Consider the following 18,009-nt stretch of genomic DNA (forward strand, 5'->3'; position numbering starts at 1 on the left):
GGATTATCTGCTAACTGCAAGATCGTTCAAGTCTTCTTAAACGATCGGCATTAATCATAAAAAATGGCCTTTACACAAAATTTGTTGCAGCCTCACCCTACAGATCAAACGTTCAGTTAGTCGATGGGATAAGCTCACCGCTCTAGATTTAAGCAGCATTCACTGATGATGTGACCTTTTGCTTTTGTTCAAAAAACTCTTCATGTAATGCACAAATGGCCTCTTGATACTTATCGTCGCTCACTACAAATTGTACATTCACGTTTCTCATCGAAGAATGTAACGCAATGGGCGTAACACTATTGCTCATCAAAGCCAATACACCATTCGCTAGCGTTTTATTGGTGTCAATTTGAGAGCCGATCGCCGAAATGATAGCGACCATACGTCCCGAAATAGATGCTTTCGGATATCGCTTCTCTGCCTTATAAAACACCTTATTTAAACTTTCTGAACTGCCGCCTAGATAATACGTAATAGAGTTAGCATTCATCTCTTTTCCGATAAGATTAACTCTTGCATCCGCGATAATTTCCATTAGTTCATAACTGACGTTATCAGCCTTACCGACCATCCCCTGATCAAATACATGCAACGCATATACTTTCTGTTTTCCGGCAATAATCTCTATCTGATTGGTGTCTGGGCGGTAATCTGAAGAAATCAGTGTACCTTCATGCTCTGGCTCAAAAGTGTTCTTTATTTGTAGTTCGATTCCACTCTCGCGCAACCCTGCTGCGGCATTAGAATGAATAGCTTCCATACCAAGGTTTGCTAACTGATCGGCAACATCATAATTAGTCGCTCCAATTGGTTTAACTGAGCTAACCCCAACCACTTTTGGATCGGCCGAACTAAAGTGATACTCCTTATGAATAATAGCCAGTGATGCCTTAGTCATAGTCGCGACACGGCTAAACGTCATCTCACTGTAACCACGGTCATAAGTATGCATCAAACCTTCTTTGCAATAGGCATAACCCGTCACTATAGGTAGCTCTTCAGCCACATTTATGTCTGAAAAAGCGTCTCTGATGGTATCGTCCAAACTCTGAGGAGTCTTGTTATCCCAACCAGAAAGGTCAACAAAGGTTGAATTAATACCAATATTTTTCAATTTAAGAGCCGTATTGTACGCACTATGTGACTCGCCAATTGAAGAGAGAAACTCGCGGATCTGAGGCAAGTAATGCCTCAATGAAAACTGACCGTATTGACACGTTTCAAGGATATTTGTAATACAGTTCTTCGCTTCTGAAATACGCGACCGGATGAACTTATCAGCACGCGCACGATTCATAGGATCTGCAAAAATATGCTCGTTGATCAACAACATACGGCTTTCAATGTAAGATAACGCTTCTTCCCAAGAATCATCACGCATTGCGATCAATTGATAAACACCTGGCTTGCCTGTTTTTTTGCACTCCAAAAGTGCATCTGTCATCCCGCTATAAGCTGACACAACAAAAATTCGATTGTACGGATTTTTCGGGCGGAGAATAATATTGTCGAGCACAGCATCAAATGCTGTCATGGATGTACCGCCGATTTTTTCTACGGTAAATGTCATAAAAGACCTTAGTTATAGAGAAGCAATAAAGACTAGATAAATGGAAATTGGGGTGAGATTTCACCCCAGAAAAAGTCGGTTAATCAACCAGAGGATAAACGCCGTTTTCATCGTGAACTTCAGCGCCAGTAATTGGCGGATTGAATACACACGCCATAACCATTTCTTTGTTTTTATACGCACGTAAATAGTGTTCATCGTGCTTATCAAGGATATAAAGTGTCCCAGGTTTGATGGGATAAGTCTCACCACCAACCACTTCAATTTCGCCTTCACCACTCATGCAATATACTGATTCTAAATGGTTTTGGTAATGAATATGTGTTTCCGTCGCTTCATAAATTGTCGTGATATGAAATGAAAAACCCATGTTGTCATCTTTCAACAACATGCGAGTACTTTCCCAATTATCCGAAACAATACGTCTTTCGCTATTGCGACATTCATCAAGTGTTCTAACAATCATTTTACTGTCCCTATTACGATACTTTCTTGAAATACTTAGTTGCTACAATTTCTACTGAATCTTCGAAGATGGTTAAACCTTGCATCAGTTCCGATTCAGATATCGTCAGTGGGCAAAAGAACTTCACTATTTCATCGTTAGGGCCAGCTGTTTCAATGACCATACCGTTTTCAAAACACGTTTTGGCAATTTCGTCAGCCGTGTTTCCATCTTTACATTCAATGCCAATCATCATTCCACGTCCCTTGCGTTGAACGAACAGCTCTGGGAAACGCTTGATATTGCGTTGAATGACATCATCAACCATGCTTGAGCTACGTTGAATATGATTTTCAAAATCATCATTTGACCAATACATTTCTAACGCTTTCGTAGCGGTAACGAACGCATGGTTATTACCACGGAAGGTGCCGTTGTGTTCTCCCGGCTGCCATTTGTCTAATTCAGGCTTTAATAAAACGACGGCCATCGGTAAGCCATAACCACTTATCGACTTAGACAGAGTGACTATATCTGGCTTGATACCTGAAGGTTCAAAGCTAAAGAACGTACCCGTTCGACCACAACCCGCTTGGATATCATCGACAATGACTAAGATATCGTGAGCTTTACAAATTTTACTCAAACGCTGTAACCACTCATTTGAAGCGACATTCAATCCACCTTCACCTTGAACCGTTTCCAATAAGACGGCTGCTGGCTTATCCATACCGGCAGAATTATCAGCTAACATCGTTTCGAACAATTTTAATCCATCAATGCCAGCGTAACCCTCAAATGGCAAACGCGTAACGTTGTTAAGGTTTGAGCCCGCGCCTTGTCTATGATGTTGGTTACCCGTAGCAGCCAGTGCACCTGCAGTACAACCATGAAAACCATTGGTAAACGCTACAATGCTACTTCGGCCTTTCACTTTTTTAGCCAATTTAATCGCGGCTTCAACGGCATTGGTTCCTGTTGGGCCAGTAAATTGAACTTTATAATTGAGATCTCTTGGTTCTAGAATTAAGCGAGTAAGTGCTTCTAAGAATTCAGCTTTGGCTTCTGAATGCATATCTAAGCCGTGCGTAATCCCGTCCATTTCAATGTAATCAAGCAAGGCTTGCTTAAGTATTGGATTGTTGTGACCGTAATTGAGAGATCCTGCTCCAGCAAGAAAATCGATGTAACGATCACCTTGTTTTGTTTCAAGCCAGCAACCTTTTGATTTACTAAAAGTAACTGGAAAACTATTCGAGTATGAACGTACGTTAGATTCCTGCTTTTTAAAAATATCCATGATAATGCCGTTATTTAATTCCTATAAGTGTTTGATTATTTAAGGAGGATTCGATAGAGGTATTCGGTATCGTGCTGCCCGTTAAAGTGAAGATTTTCATCTAAGAAAGTAGTCACTTTCCCGGTGTTACCGTTTTTTTCGTCCAGCTTTTTGAACAATGCCCAAGACGCTTGGTTTGATTTAGTGATAGTCGTTTCTATCGCTTCAATGCTCTTTAGGCCCTCTCGTTTAAGTAAGGTGTTCAGCATCTTGTAGGCTAAAGCATTGCCTCTAAACTTAGGCGCCACCGCCACTTGCCAAATAAAGAGAACATTGGGCTCACTGGGTTTTTGGTAACTAGAAATAAAGCCAGCAAGGTCACCTTCATGCTCCACTAAAATACAAGTTTTACTAAAGTGAGTAGACTGCAAGAAATTGCAATATGAAGAGTTAGTATCTAATGGGGGGCACTCTGAAATTAATTGATAAATGTTGTTGCCATCCGAAACTTCTGGCTCACGAAAATTCCATTTTTCAATCATCTTTTCTACAACCTCTGGATACAATATCCAAGGCGCTGACGTAATCATACCGAGACATTTCCTTTGAACTCTAATTAAATTCCTTTTAATTATGAGCATTTCCCATACACAAAGATCAACACACTAGCGCTAAAAATCAAATTTTAGCAACACAGATCACACTTGCGTAAGTATTATATGTATTAAATAATACTTTGAGTTCTAATGTATTTATTGGGTCGGTATAAATTTGAGAGTCTTGAAGGGAATAGACGAAAGGAAATCGTTAGTGCAATTCATAAAATACAGCGTTCAAGTGCCTGAGTAGGAAGGATAGGAATCAGCAAAAATATCGACGACTCCAATACTGAATAAGGTAAACAGTGACGCTCTAAAAAGAGATGGCTTAGGCTCTAATATTGAAACGCAGATACCTAAAACAAAAAAACCTAGCGTGAGATAGCTAGGTTTTTCAAGTAAACATAAATTGGCAATCAATCAAAAGAAACAAATTCGAATCACTGAGTTAATCGCGAATTACTTCAGGGGATCATTATCAGGCAGAGCCTTGTGGATCCATAGTGCTAAACGCTTCTTAATATTCGCGCCATCAAGCTTACTTTCAGGTAAAGGCGTGATCTGATTAACTCCAACAAGAAACAAGTACACAGCCTTAACTTTTATAGGTTGAGATGAGTGTGGCAAATCAAAGCCTTGTAACTTTGCCATTTTAGAACCGACTTCCAGAGCTTTCTTGAGCAATTTATCTTCATTAATGATCTTCGCGGTTTTCGACATATCATCTCCATCATCTTAATCGAATGAACACTGAGTATATCAAACCGAAAGACTCACAAGATTACTTCGCTCTCAGTTTGAGGAGTCGCTTTGATAAATTGCAGGTTACGGACTCCAAATACGGAAAAGCCCAAAGTTGTTAGCTTTGGGCTTTTCTTCTAACTGCTGTGGTTAATTACGACAGAGTGATACGACAACCGAGTTTTACAGCGTGATATGCAAAATTGGAAAATCAATCAGGCATCACAACAATACCCATGGTTTCAAGCAACTGCTCTTGTTGCCAAGCGACAATCTTAATCCCTGTCGTATCCACTTTGCGAGGGTCTAACCCTTCTAATTCCGCATGACACAAGTTAGCCCCTTGCATACTGAATTGCCCCCATACATCTTCGGAGAACACGCCTCGGCTGAGATCAGACTCTTTCAGTGACGCACCGCCAAGGTAAGTCCCTATCCAGCGGTTTTCAAACAACTCACACTTTTCCAAGCAGGCCTGCTCCAAGTTGGCGTATGACAGGTTACAGCCCGTAATATACGCAGAGCAAAAGTACATCCTATTGCTTACTTGATTGGCAAAGTTAGCACGAGTAAAATTCGCTCCTTTCAAATCGCATTCACGCAGCTCAATCCCATAGCAATTCGCATTACTAAAGTTCGCCATCGCCAACTGGCAATTCTGGAAACTTGCGTCTCGTAAATCGGCAATATCAAAGTGGCATCCCTCAATATCGCCTTGTTCAATAAACTTACAGTTAATAAACGTTGCATCACGTAAGTTCGAACGTCTGAAATCACAACGGATAAACGTACAGGCCGTAAATGTAAGCTCTGATAGATCTTGCTGAGCAAAACTGTGCTGATGATAAGTACTGTTATTGGTGTCCATTTAGCCCCCTAAAGAAATCAAGCTAAGACTACCATTGTGATCTTAAGAAAACATCAAATTAAAAACCAACAAAAACAGCAACTTAAAACACCCTAATTTGGCCATTTTAAGGCACCAAACGAGCCATTTAAGGTTGTTGTTTTCGTTTTATGGCATGCGCTTATCTTGAAAAAAGTTTTGTCGTTTAGAAGTGGGGAGATTAGACACAACGAGAAGATCATCATATGTCAGCACAAACTTGATACAATAGCCTATATAGATACCTTCGCTTGATACTTAGTCTTTCGAAAACCTTAGCTTATATCGATAGGCTACAACTAAAAGATGATTTTTATTAGTAAAGTCAGAAAAATTGGGAGGCCAAGATCAAAAAATGGCCGCTTGATGCGACCATTTTATAACTCTTTAAACTTTTTCTTAGCTAGACAATTTAAAACTACGTTAGCTCTTGACGACGTTTGCAATGCCTTCAAGCTGTAGAACTGGAGCTGCGTCGATGTCTTCGGCGTTCATCATTGCAGACACACGTTGCATCGAAGAAAGCAGTAGGCTTTGCTCCCACGCTTCTAGGTTTTGGAATTTTTTAACGAAGTTATCTTGTAGCGGTGGTGGCGCATTGTTAAGTAGCTCTTGGCCTTTTTCCGTCAAATTAGCATGAACTTTACGTCGATCAGCAACACTACGGATACGCTGCACATAACCATTAAGTTCTAGACGATCGATGATCGTCGTTGTCGTCGCTTGACTCACATTAGTTTGATTAGACAATTCTTTGATCGTCACATTACCCATCTCTTGGATTGCGCGCATTAAAATCAATTGAGGGCCCGTCAAACCATACTCTTTACTCAGCTTTTTCGAGTGTAAATCGATAGCGCGAATAATTTGGCGAATAGCGACCAAGATTTCGTCATGTTTATCCAAGATGCAGACCTTTGTACTAATATACTGTGAGTGACTTTACAGTGTCGTGGCGATGAGATTTTCCAAACTGAACAGCTTAGGATCGCTCGAATTACACTGTAAATTGATAATTTACTTCATTGATTTTTCCGCATTGTACTGATGTTAATACTATTCTCAATCTTTTCTATACCACTAAACTTGCGTGGTACGGCACTTTTGCTTAATGAAGGGGGAATCAAAGCTTCAATGAAGGCAAAAATAATGAGTCAGAGAATACAAACTCAAAGAATAATATATTTTAATAATCATAGAGGTAGAGAGATTTAACCCTCTCCACCCAATAAAAAACCAGCCTCAATAGCTAAGCTGAAAAACGAAATTTTACGCAGCGGTATTCATCTGAAAGTTCCCAGTAAGCGCATTATAAAATTCACTGTTATCCAAAATACCGACCAGTTTATTGTCTTCCACCAGCAAAATCGGATGATTACTTAGCTGTTTCAGTTTAATCGCATCGCGCATGCCAATCTCTGGACTTGCCACTACCACACTCGACGCGCTGATTGCCGTTAAATCATCGGATTCGTTCCACTTAACAAGCGCTAAAGTCGATTCACCTTTTACAGACAAAGTACCTTCACTCTGCTCAATCCATAAGTCTTTAGAGTCACAGATCTTCCAACTTTCATCTTCTTGTTTCAAAGAATCCAGTGGCTGCATCAACGAACGACCTTTCAATACGTTCAACGGGTTAGTGTGTGCGACAAAATCTTTCACATATTCCGTTTTTGGCGTGAGTACGATCTCTTCAGGCTTACCATGTTGAATCAATTTACCTGACTCCATGATCGCAATGTTATTACCAATCTTCAGCGCTTCGTCTAAATCATGACTCACGAACAGAATCGTTTTGTTAAGCTTGTTTTGCAATAGAATTAGCTCATCTTGCAACTGCGCACGAATCAGCGGATCCAGCGCTGAAAACGGTTCATCCATAAGAAGAATGTCAGTATCCATCGCAAATGCACGTGCCAAACCAACACGTTGCTGCATACCGCCCGATAGTTCATGCGGATACTTGGTTTCCCACTCTGCCAAACCCACCATTTCAAGCTGTTCACGCGCTTTAGCACGACGAACATCTTTTGCGACACCTTGCATTTCAAGGCCAAACGCGACGTTATCTAACACGTTTAACCAAGGCATTAGGGCAAATTTTTGGAACACCATTGAAACGCGGTGAGTGCGAAGGTGACGTAAGGTCGCTTCGTCACACTGTTCACCTAAATCAACCAGCTTATCGCCATCTTTGATTGCCAATGAACCACGGCTGATCTCATTCAAACCGTTTACTGCACGAAGCAAAGAAGATTTACCAGAACCAGACAAACCCATCAGCACACAAATCTCGCCTTCTTCAACGGTCAGCGACACATTGTCTACACCAACCACTTGGCCAGTCTCATCAATGATCTCTTGGCGAGTTTTACCTTGATCAAGCAGCTCAAGCGCTTGCTTCGGCTTATCACCAAACACAACATCGAGGTTCTTAATGGTAATCGCGTCCATTGTCTTTTTTTCCTGAGAGTTAGACATGATTAAGCTTCCTTCTGGTTTGGTGTTTTGCACAAGCGATCAAGAATGATAGCGACTAATACAATCGCCAGCCCGGCTTCAAAACCTTGTGAGATGTTCACTGTGTTCAACGCGCGAACAACAGGTTTACCAAGTCCGTCAGCACCGACAAGAGCAGCGATAACCACCATCGAAAGCGACAACATAATACATTGGGTGACACCCGCCATAATGCTTGGTAAAGCCGCCGGTAATTCGACCTTCATCAGCAATTTCATGCGGCTCGCACCAAACGCTTTACCCGCTTCAATCAACTCTTCAGGCACTTTGGTGACGCCTAAATAGGTCAAACGAATTGGCGCGGCAATGGCGAATATAATGGTCGAGATTAAGCCAGGAACGATGCCCAAGCCGAATAAAACCAAAGTCGGAATCAGATACACAAACGTTGGAACCGTCTGCATTAAATCAAGAATGGGTCTAAGCACCGTATACAACCAAGGGCGATGCGCGGCCATAATGCCAACTGGAACGCCAATTAATACGGAAATCGTTGTCGCTGCAAACACGAGGACAAAGGTTTCCAGCATTTCTTGCCAGTAGCCAAGGTTTAAAATAGTCAGCAAAGCTGCAACCACGAAAATCACAAGCGAGGGTTTACGGTGTAAATACCATGCAATCGCCGCGGTCATCACGATTGGTAAAGCCGGTGGCATCCACTTAAATACATCGACTAAAAACATAATGACGGTTTCTAGAAAAATCGAAATAGCGTCAAAGAATCCTGCTGCATTGATTGTTAGCCAATCAACACCCGCTTCCATCCATTGACCAACAGGGATTTTGTTTTCCGTAATAAAATTCACAATATTGCCTTTTATTATGGGTGGGCTACTTCAAACCAATCGAACAATTGGTCAGCCCACCTTTTTTATTTATAGAGCTTTGATAAATAGATCGATAGGTAGGTAAACTAAGCTTTAACTTGTTTTAGGTATTCAGTAACCGCTTGAGTCGCTGATTCACCTTTATGCGTTTTTACGTTGTCTAACCAAGCTTCAACTTGTTGAGGGTTATTGTTCAACCATTGTTGAGCCGCTTTCTCTGGCTTCACTTTTTGGTTAAGAATCTCTTCCATCAACTGGTTTTCCATCTCTAGAGTAAACTCTAGGTTTTGCAAAAGTTGACCGACGTTTGCACACTCAGACACGTAGTTTGAACGAACATTGGTGTAAACATTTGCGCCGCCGTAGTTCGGGCCGAAGAAGTCGTCACCACCTGATAGGTATTCCATCTCAACATTGCTGTTCATTGGGTGCGGAGCCCAACCAAGGTAAACAATCCACTGGCTACGACGAGCAGCGCGAGATACTTGCGATACCATGCCCGCTTCACTTGATTCAACTAAGCTGAAATCTTTCAAGCCAAAAGCGTCTGAGTCGATCATTGACTGGATTAGACGGTTGCCATCGTTGCCCGGCTCAATACCGTAGATGCGGTCTTTAAATTTGTCGGCATTTTTTGCAAGGTCAGCGAAGGTTTTTACGCCTGCGTCATAGACGTATTTAGGAACAGCAAGCGTGTATTTTGCACCTTCAAGGTTGGCACGCACAGTGTCAACCGTTCCTGCTTCGCGGTACTTAGCGATGTCGCCTTCCATTGTTGGCATCCAGTTACCTAGGAATACGTCAATATCGCCGTTCGCCATTGAAGAGTAAGTAACCGGTACTGAAAGTAGGTCAGTTTTGGTTTTGTAGCCTAGGCCTTTCAGTAGCTCAGAAGTAACAGCCGTTGTCGCGGTAATGTCTGTCCAACCAACATCAGCGAAGCGTACGTTTTCACATTGTTGTGGTTCAACAGAAGCGTTAGCACCAAATGCAAATGAGCTGATGGCTAGTGCTGTTAACGTTTTTGTCGTCACGTTCTGAATATTTAGAGTCGTCATAATGGTTCCTTTTTATCTTTCCTTTTGCTGCTCGATATCAACACCGATAGAGAGCAATTCTTCTGACTTTTGACTAATTAGTTATGTTATTTTTTGCTTGTTACTTGTTGTTTTTATTCTTTGCTATTTTTAACCAATAACAGACGCTTACGCTTCTCGTACTGGCTTATTGATTCTTTGTGTTTCTTCCCACTCCGGTGCTATCCATACAGGAACGTTTTGCTCTTTTAGAACGGGCTTGCCCAAAATCAGGTCCGAGGCACGCTCAGCAACCATAATGGTCGGTGCGTTCAAGTTACCGTTTGGAATAACAGGGAAAACAGACGAGTCGACCACGCGCAGATTATCAATACCACGAACACGACACTCTTCATCAAGTACCGCCATTGGGTCGTTATCTGAACCCATTTTGCAGCCACAAGAAGGGTGATATGCACTTTCAACGTTCTGCTTAACCCATTCGTCAATTGCTTCATCGGAGGTAATGCTTAGACCCGGCTGAATCTCTTCACCACGGTAAACATCCATCGCAGGTTGCGACAAAATCTCACGCGTCAGACGAATACAATCGCGCCAATCTTGGCGATCTTGTTCGGTCGAGATGTAGTTGAAAATGATCTCTGGCTTGGCATGTGGGTCAGCAGAAGTGATCGCTACCGTACCACGACTTTCTGGCTTATTAGGCCCAACATGAACTTGGAAACCGTGACCATCAAAGGCCGCTTGCCCGTCGTAACGCATCGCTGCTGGCAGGAAGTGGTATTGAATGTTTGGCCACTTCAATCCTTTACGAGAGCGAATAAACGCACACGATTCAAAGTGGTTAGTAGCACCCAAACCTTTGCGAGTCAGAATCCATTCCGCGCCAATCATGCCTTTGCTGACTAAGCCCAACTTGCTGTTGAGCGTGATAGGTTCGTTACAGTGATATTGGAAGTACACTTCCAAGTGGTCTTGTAGGTTTTCACCGACGCCACTGAGTTCGTGTTTAAGCTCAACACCCGCCTTCTCAAGTACCGCTTTCGGGCCGATACCAGAAAGTTGCAGCAGTTGAACCGAGCCAATAGAACCCGCAGAAGAGATCACTTCCTTGTTCGCCACGGCCACTTGGGTATTGCCTGACTTTTCAAACTCAACACCAACCGCTTTCAGGCCTGATTGACCTTCTGATGACTGGTCTTTTGCGACGAATGCTTCAAGTAAGAAACGACGTGCCACGATGCCTTTTTTCAAGGTAAGGTTTGAACGCTTCAATGCACGACGTAGATAAGCGTTAGAGGTTGAGGCTCTAACACCCTTGTCTACCGTCATATGCATGGTGCCGAAGCCTTCTTGCTGGTAGCCGTTGTAATCTTGTGTTTCTGGGTAACCTGCGTCTTTACCTGCATCAATGAATGCTTGGTAAAGCGGGTTGAGCTCCATATCGTTACCGTTACAAGTGCCGACAGGGCCATTGTCGCCACGATATTCGTCACCACCTTTATTCCATGATTCAGCACGGCGGAAATAAGGCAAGCAAGCTTGGTAATTCCAACCGGCTGCGCCCTCTTCTTCCCATTGGTCAAAGTCACAAGCGTGGCCACGAACGTAAACCATGCCGTTGATCGATGAGCTGCCACCTAACACCTTGCCACGTGGACAATGCAGTTCACGTCCATCAAGGCCCGGTTCTTGTTGGGTCTCAAATTGCCAAGCGTACTTTTCAGTATTCATCGGGTAAGAAAGCGCAGTCGGCATTTGGATAAAAATACTCTTATCCGTACCACCCGCTTCCAATAATAAAACGCTATGTTCACCGCTTTCCGTTAGCCTATCCGCTAACACACAGCCGGCCGAACCCGCGCCGACGATAATATAATCGTAGCGTTGTTCCATGTTTTGGTTTCCCTGAGATGAGTCAGTAGGGCTCGCTCTGTTAAGCTAACCCATAAAATTGAGTGTTACGCGTTAGGCATAAGGGCTGGCGTACTCGCCAAGTTCAATAAGAATGCTCTTAGTCTGCGTATAGTGGAGTAGAGTCTCTGGCCCGTTTTCACGGCCAACCCCTGAAAGTTTGTAGCCACCAACAGGCATTTCTGCAGGTGAGTCACCCCATGTATTAACCCAACAAATACCCGCCTGCATTTGATGAATAACACGGTGAGCGCGAGAAAGGTTTTGCGTGAATACGCCAGCAGCAAGGCCGTACTTAGTATCGTTAGCACGACGAATCACATCGTCTTCGTCCGTAAACTTCAACACTGACATTACAGGGCCGAAGATCTCTTGCTGAACGTGAGGCATGTCATCATGGCAATCGGTGAATACCGTAGGAATAACAAAGTTGCCGTTTGCTAAGCCGTTATCCGTCACTTGATAACCGCCAGTCAGCAATGTAGCGCCAGACTGTTTAGCCAGTTCAATTGCTTCAAGGACTTTTGAAAGGTGTTCTTTAGAAATCAACGCGCCGATCTGAGTCTCCATATCCATCGGGTTACCAATGATCAGCTTCTCAGTGCGTGTTTTAAGTTGGTCGATAAATGCGTCGTAGATATTTTCGTGTACATAAACACGAGTACCGTTAGTACACACTTCACCTTGGGTGTAGAAATTAGCGACCATAGAAGCCGACACCGCATCGTCCAATTTTGCATCATCAAAGATGATCATTGGTGATTTACCGCCGAGCTCCATCGTTACAGACTTGAGTGTTTTAGCACTGTCTGACATTACCGCTTTGCCCGTACCCGTTTCGCCTGTGAACGACACTTTAGCGATGTCTGGGTGCGCCGTTAGCATTTGGCCGACACGGTAATCGCCCTGAACTACATTAAACACCCCATCAGGTAGGCCAGCTTCTGTGAAAATTTCAGCAAGTTTAAGTGCCGTTAGCGGCGTTTCTTCTGAAGGCTTGAAAATCATTGCGTTACCCGCAGCGAGTGCTGGAGCCGATTTCCACATTGCGATTTGGATAGGGTAGTTCCACGCGCCAATGCCAGCACAGATGCCTAGCGGTTCACGGCGTGTGTAGAAAAATTGAGATTCACTAAGAGGTTGTTGATCGCCTTGCAGCGTAGGCGCTAGCCCTGCGAAATACTCAATAACGTCAGCACCCGAAGCCACATCGACTTCGATCGCTTCTTGTAACGGCTTGCCCGTATCGACAACCTCAAGGTTCGCAAGGTCATTATTTCGAGCTCTAAGTATCTCCACCGCCTTTAAAAGAATGCGGCTGCGTTCTACGGCTGTCATTGCTGACCATACCGCAAATCCGCGCTTCGCCGATTCAATCGCATTTTCAACGTCAGCTGAAGAAGCTTGGCCAAGCGTTGCGATAGGTTCGCCGTTTGCAGGGTTAATGCTGACGAAAGTTTCGCCTGAGGTAGCGTCAACCGCTTTACCATCGATGTATAACGAGTTCATTTCCATTTGATCTTCTGACTTAATTATTGTTGTTAGACTCTATCGGTCTATGTATTTGTGAATGCATATCGTTGTTGAGAGCGAGCTTTTTGAGCTCACTCACTAGAATTTTTGATGACTCATTGATCGCGCTGACACGAGTAAAACGTAAGCTGCTTGTCTAAGTAGTCATTGATGATTGCACGAGCTTTGTCGGCGTTAATGCCTTCAGGATTGAGCGTCCCTCTCAGCCAGATGCCATCAATTAATGATGCGATGCCGTGTGCGATCAATTCCGCTTGATCAGGTTGAAAAATCGATTTTAATTCAATAAGTAAGTGAGAAATCAAACGCTTTTCATTCACGCGCTGAAGGCGCTTGAGTTGAGCGTCATGCATCGAATAAGACCAGAATGCGAGCCATGTTTTCGACACTTTATTTTCCGCTTGATAGCCTTCGAAATTACCGTTGATGATAGCGTTGATCCTTTGCTGGTGAGCATCAGCAGGGAGCGCTTTTAATTCTGTTGTTACGGTATTCGAAAGTTGGCGCAGTATTTCTCGCATGGTCTCTTCGAGCAGCCCATGCTTTCCACCAAAATAGTGATTAATAATGCCAGTGGAGACTCCCGCTTCTTTGCTGATCAACGCAATACTCGCGGCATGCAAACCCACTCGATCAATCACCGTCATGGTGGCTTGAACAAGCTGTGGTTTACGTATATCAGGCATCCCAACCTTCGGCATTTCTTAGTCCTTTTATTTTATATTGAACGTTCAGTTAAATATAAAATGACAGAAATTTAGTTAGGGTTCAAATGATTATTTAAAACAAACTTGTAATAACACGTCATTCAAAATAAAACAAGCCATTTTAAAACAATACGTTAAACATCATTTAGACCACTAAATAAAACCATTAAAGATTTGAGGTGTGATGGTTACGGGTCAAAAGTTTTGCTTAGGAAGAGCAAATAATAAATCAGTAGGAATACGTGTAGACACTTTTTTGGGGGAAGTTGAAAGGTAGTATCAATGAGTCTTAATACTGAAATTTAAGACTAGGAAATCTGCACTCAACAAAGTAACGAATCAAGACATGAACAAAAAAAGGCCGATAATGACAGAGCCATCACCAACCTTTGCGGAGTCGTTATTGTTACTTTCTTTGACTACTCAATACGAGTAATAAAACCGTACTTATCAGAGTCTGCTTTGGTCATCCAGTGTTCACCGGAAGCCGGGGCAGAATCTAAAGTGAAGATATAGAAGTCTATCCCTTTTTCTCCCATCACCTTTTTAAAATAGGTCGCTTGCTGACGATGACTCTCATTGGTGTATGGGAATTCTTTGGCCGTTTTATTCCCTTCAGCCCAACTATGCACACCCACCTGTTTATTCAGTTCAATGACCTTGGTAGTATCAGCGCGTTGCAATATGCGTGGGTTGCCAGCAGCAAATAGATCCGTACCACCCGAAAAAACCGAACCCGTTGGAGTCACAACCGTCGTCATCTTGTTGTTATTGATCATACGCCCGGTGTACATGTTGATTTCGTCATCAGCACTACCGCCAATATGGTTGGTGAACTTCAACGTCATCTCACTGCCTCGGTATAACTTCACGATATCAAAAAGCTGAGAATAGGTTGATGCGCCTAGAGTGGAAGTAATCCGTTCAACAGCGCCAGTCTCGTTGAGCACATCGCGGTAAAAAGCGTTGAAGGCAAACGATGTGGTAATGGTGACTTTATTACCATTTTTGGATTTACTCAGAATCGTCGAACCTAGGCTCGTCACGTATTGCGACAACTCGTTTTGGTATTCAAGATTAACGGAGACTTTTTTATCCTTCGTCATTGCTTTTATTGACGTAGTATCACTAGAAGTAAAGCGTTGTGCTGCATCACAATCAAATAGATCCAAGCCCTTGCTCTCTGTATAAATACCACAACTATCAAACCCAGCTTCAGGAAAGTACAGATCAACACTTTGACCTAAGCCATCCAAAAGCCTAATCACTTTTTGCTTATCACTAATGTCTTCAGCAAACTGAATTTTTTCATACAAAATACCATCGTAAGAGAGCTTCATAGCCTCTTCTTGGAGCTCTTGCCTCTCTTGATACAACTCACCAAGTTTAGCTGAAGAAAATACGTAGTCAGCCTTCGGTTCCTTTTGCGAAATGGTGGTTGATTGTCCCGTGTTTGAACTTGAATTACAGCCAGCCAAGAGAGCCAAAGGTAACGCTAGCAACGTATTTCGATAGTACTTCATACCATTATTCCCCAAAATTTTGATTGGAGAAATTCTATTGGTTAACAATTAAATTGTCTGTCGTAACTATGTAATGGAATGTATTTCATCTATATCCTCGCCCCCTTCCTTGCTAAAAACACTCGCCTCAGAGTGCAAACCAACTCATAAGACCAGTTACACGAGCTTACATTCAGCCACTCTAAAATTATATATAATGCTAACAAATCATCAACAAGCCACATGGAAAGCCACTTCAGTAGTGTCAGGCAATTAAAAATATCAATAAAGGTAGACAATGAAGCGTTCACTATCTTGGACCATTATTTATCCAATCATAGGAATAGCACTTGCTTGTATTTTACTATTCTCTTTAATATCGACCGTTATCCTTGAAGATTTCGTTCAAAAAGTGTCGGTTGAAAATGCAAAGAACTATGTGACTACATTTCATAGTATTCGTAACTATTACTCATCAAATGTCGTACAGAAAGTTGTTGATAGTAAAGAACTCGTGGCAACAGCCCAGCACCAATCCTTAGAGAACAGTATTCCGGTTCCTGCTACCTTTTTAATCGAAATGCTTGATAAATCTGATAAAGATCTCACCATCACCACCTCGTTTACCAGCCCTTATCCTTTTAAAAACCGTCAAGGTAGGCTTTTTGACGAATTTCAACAACGGGCGTGGGTAGCGATTAACGAGAAACCAGATGAGTTCTACGTCGAGTTTGTACAAGAGCAAGACAGAACCCGAGTACGCGTCGCTCGGGCAGACCGCCTCTATGACCAAACTTGTGTAAACTGCCACAATAGCCACCCCGACTCTCCTAAACACGATTGGGAACTCAACGATGTACGAGGGATTCTCGAGGTAAATACAGTTGTAGATGAATGGCTAAAATATGGAAAGATGATCAATCAATCTTTGATGTCTATTAGCATAATCAGCTTTATGACGGTGATGTTTATTAACTTTGCCATCGCTCGTCGAGTATCGACTCCATTAAAAAACATCACTCGCTCTCTTAGTTTATTGGCACAAGGTAAAGAAGAAAGTGCATCTTTACCACCAGCAAAATATTACGAGATAACGGAACTACAAAGTGCTTTTTCTAGCCTTTATGATAAAGAGCAGCAACGTAGAGCATTAACAAAAGAAATCGAAACACTGGCTTACTATGATTCGCTCACTAAGTTGCCGAACCGTCTTGGGTTTTTGCGATCGCTTGATGAGTTGCTCAATAAACACAGAGAAAAAAATGAACGCATCACCGTGTTAATCATTGATATTAAACGTTTTAGAGATATCAACAATACACTCGGCTATAAAGCCGGGGACACAATCTTGCTTCATCTAGCCAACCGCTTATCCGCATGCACAACCATGGTTGATTTTAACCTAGCTCGATTGGATGAAAATAAGTTCTGTATCGCAGTGCCTGCGAAAGAACACAATGGCGATCAAGGTTCGGATGCTTTTTTTGCTATGTTGATTGATGTGGTTTCAAATGAAATTATCATTGATGAGAACAAGATAAAACTAGTGGCTAACCTTGGTGCAACCTGCAGTTCAAATGGCGCACAAAGCAGTTCTGAAATGCTCATTCAAGCGAACATCGCTCTATATGTATCCAAGGAAAAAGGCGATGACATTACGGTTAAGCATAAACCTGAACTGTCAAATGCTGCGTTGCGACGTATAACGTTAATCAAAGAGATAAACAATGCGATTGAAAACAGAGAATTTATTCCTTATTACCAACCTCAATTTTGCTTAAAGACCAATCGTATCATTGGTGCCGAAGCGCTCATGCGTTGGAAAAAGCCAAATGGAGAACTCGTAAGGCCTGACCTTTTTATAGAACTGGCAGAGCAATCCCATTTAATCATTCCAATGGGTGCTCATGTTTTCGAACAAGCTACCACTGATTGCCAACAGTGGCAGAATCATAAAGCGCTTGCTGGTGTAAAGGTTGCCGTTAATATTTCGAGTATTCAGTTTTCCGAACAGAACATTTTAGATCTGACACAACTAACCTTAGAAAAGACAGGCCTTTCTCCGAGTTTATTGGAATTAGAAGTAACAGAAAGTGCCATGTTGGGTGATGTGTCGAAGGTCGTGGCTGTATTGAATGATTTAAAGAAGTTAAACATTGAAATAGCGTTAGATGATTTCGGTACTGGTTATTCATCTCTTAGCTATTTGAAGCTACTCCCTATAGATCGACTGAAAATAGATCGAGAGTTTGTAAAGGACTTACTTAACAACACCGATGACCAAGCTATCTTGAGCATGATTTGTAAGCTAGCAACCGAACTCTCACTCAATGTACTTGCTGAAGGCATTGAAGAAAAAGAGCAACTTGAATTTTTAGGCCACGCAGGGCCCCCTCTGGCAGGATAGTTGTCACTGTTAAAATTTAACCAGTTTGGGCGATAA

15 protein-coding genes are annotated in these 18,009 nt (G+C 42.5%); 1 reads left to right on the forward strand and 14 read right to left on the reverse strand.

The annotated features are described in order from the left end of the window. Nucleotides 1-148: 148 nt before the first annotated feature. The 14 genes from AB6E08_RS19565 to AB6E08_RS19630 form a co-directional block, all read right to left on the reverse strand. Complete coding sequence (locus AB6E08_RS19565) at nt 149-1,573, reverse strand: aspartate kinase (protein ID WP_102582569.1); 1,425 nt, start codon at nt 1,571-1,573, stop codon at nt 149-151. 79 nt (nt 1,574-1,652) lie between these two features. Beyond that, nucleotides 1,653-2,039 (reverse strand): ectoine synthase, encoded by a 387-nt coding sequence (locus AB6E08_RS19570; protein ID WP_009845969.1) that lies wholly within the window; start codon nt 2,037-2,039, stop codon nt 1,653-1,655. Nucleotides 2,040-2,052: 13 nt separating this feature from the next. Beyond that, nucleotides 2,053-3,318 carry a diaminobutyrate--2-oxoglutarate transaminase gene (gene ectB, locus AB6E08_RS19575; RefSeq protein ID WP_009845970.1) on the reverse strand — a complete coding sequence of 422 codons (1,266 nt, stop codon included), beginning with the start codon at nt 3,316-3,318 and terminating at the stop codon, nt 2,053-2,055. 35 nt (nt 3,319-3,353) lie between these two features. Continuing rightward, a complete protein-coding gene (gene ectA / locus AB6E08_RS19580) occupies nt 3,354-3,887 on the reverse strand; it encodes a diaminobutyrate acetyltransferase (protein WP_012600076.1) in 534 nt (177 codons plus the stop codon). A 468-nt stretch (nt 3,888-4,355) separates the two neighbouring features. Beyond that, complete coding sequence (locus tag AB6E08_RS19585; RefSeq protein WP_009845972.1) at nt 4,356-4,616, reverse strand: DUF5062 family protein; 261 nt, start codon at nt 4,614-4,616, stop codon at nt 4,356-4,358. Nucleotides 4,617-4,848: 232 nt separating this feature from the next. Beyond that, entirely contained in the window at nt 4,849-5,505 is a 657-nt protein-coding gene (locus AB6E08_RS19590; protein ID WP_012600074.1) for a Qnr family pentapeptide repeat protein, read from the reverse strand. A 441-nt stretch (nt 5,506-5,946) separates the two neighbouring features. Beyond that, nucleotides 5,947-6,429, reverse strand: coding sequence for a MarR family winged helix-turn-helix transcriptional regulator (locus AB6E08_RS19595; RefSeq protein WP_372067290.1), 483 nt, complete (start codon nt 6,427-6,429; stop codon nt 5,947-5,949). Between the two features lie 363 nt (nt 6,430-6,792). Then, complete coding sequence (gene choV, locus AB6E08_RS19600; RefSeq protein WP_372067293.1) at nt 6,793-8,007, reverse strand: choline ABC transporter ATP-binding protein; 1,215 nt, start codon at nt 8,005-8,007, stop codon at nt 6,793-6,795. A 2-nt stretch (nt 8,008-8,009) separates the two neighbouring features. Further along, nucleotides 8,010-8,852 carry a choline ABC transporter permease subunit gene (gene choW / locus AB6E08_RS19605; protein ID WP_009845976.1) on the reverse strand — a complete coding sequence of 281 codons (843 nt, stop codon included), beginning with the start codon at nt 8,850-8,852 and terminating at the stop codon, nt 8,010-8,012. A gap of 107 nt (nt 8,853-8,959) precedes the next feature. After that, nucleotides 8,960-9,931: a choline ABC transporter substrate-binding protein gene (locus tag AB6E08_RS19610; protein ID WP_372067297.1), complete on the reverse strand. Its 972-nt coding sequence runs from the start codon at nt 9,929-9,931 to the stop codon at nt 8,960-8,962. Nucleotides 9,932-10,078: 147 nt separating this feature from the next. Further along, on the reverse strand, nt 10,079-11,806 hold the full coding sequence (betA, locus tag AB6E08_RS19615) for a choline dehydrogenase (RefSeq protein WP_372067300.1): 1,728 nt from the start codon (nt 11,804-11,806) through the stop codon (nt 10,079-10,081). A gap of 72 nt (nt 11,807-11,878) precedes the next feature. Then, the gene (betB, locus tag AB6E08_RS19620; RefSeq protein ID WP_372067304.1) at nt 11,879-13,339 is read right to left on the reverse strand and encodes a betaine-aldehyde dehydrogenase; all 1,461 of its coding nucleotides are present in this window, start codon (nt 13,337-13,339) and stop codon (nt 11,879-11,881) included. 113 nt (nt 13,340-13,452) lie between these two features. After that, nucleotides 13,453-14,058 (reverse strand): transcriptional regulator BetI, encoded by a 606-nt coding sequence (gene betI / locus AB6E08_RS19625; RefSeq protein WP_017097225.1) that lies wholly within the window; start codon nt 14,056-14,058, stop codon nt 13,453-13,455. A 425-nt stretch (nt 14,059-14,483) separates the two neighbouring features. Further along, on the reverse strand, nt 14,484-15,587 hold the full coding sequence (locus AB6E08_RS19630) for a hypothetical protein (protein ID WP_009845981.1): 1,104 nt from the start codon (nt 15,585-15,587) through the stop codon (nt 14,484-14,486). Between the two features lie 277 nt (nt 15,588-15,864). Here AB6E08_RS19630 and AB6E08_RS19635 point away from each other — a divergent pair, with 277 nt between their 5' ends. Then, complete coding sequence (locus AB6E08_RS19635) at nt 15,865-17,973, forward strand: EAL domain-containing protein (RefSeq protein ID WP_372067308.1); 2,109 nt, start codon at nt 15,865-15,867, stop codon at nt 17,971-17,973. Nucleotides 17,974-18,009 lie beyond the last annotated feature (36 nt).

It is taken from the genome of Vibrio sp. 10N.247.310.24, from assembly GCF_041467175.1.
GTDB classification, from domain to species: Bacteria; Pseudomonadota; Gammaproteobacteria; order Enterobacterales; family Vibrionaceae; genus Vibrio; species Vibrio tasmaniensis_A.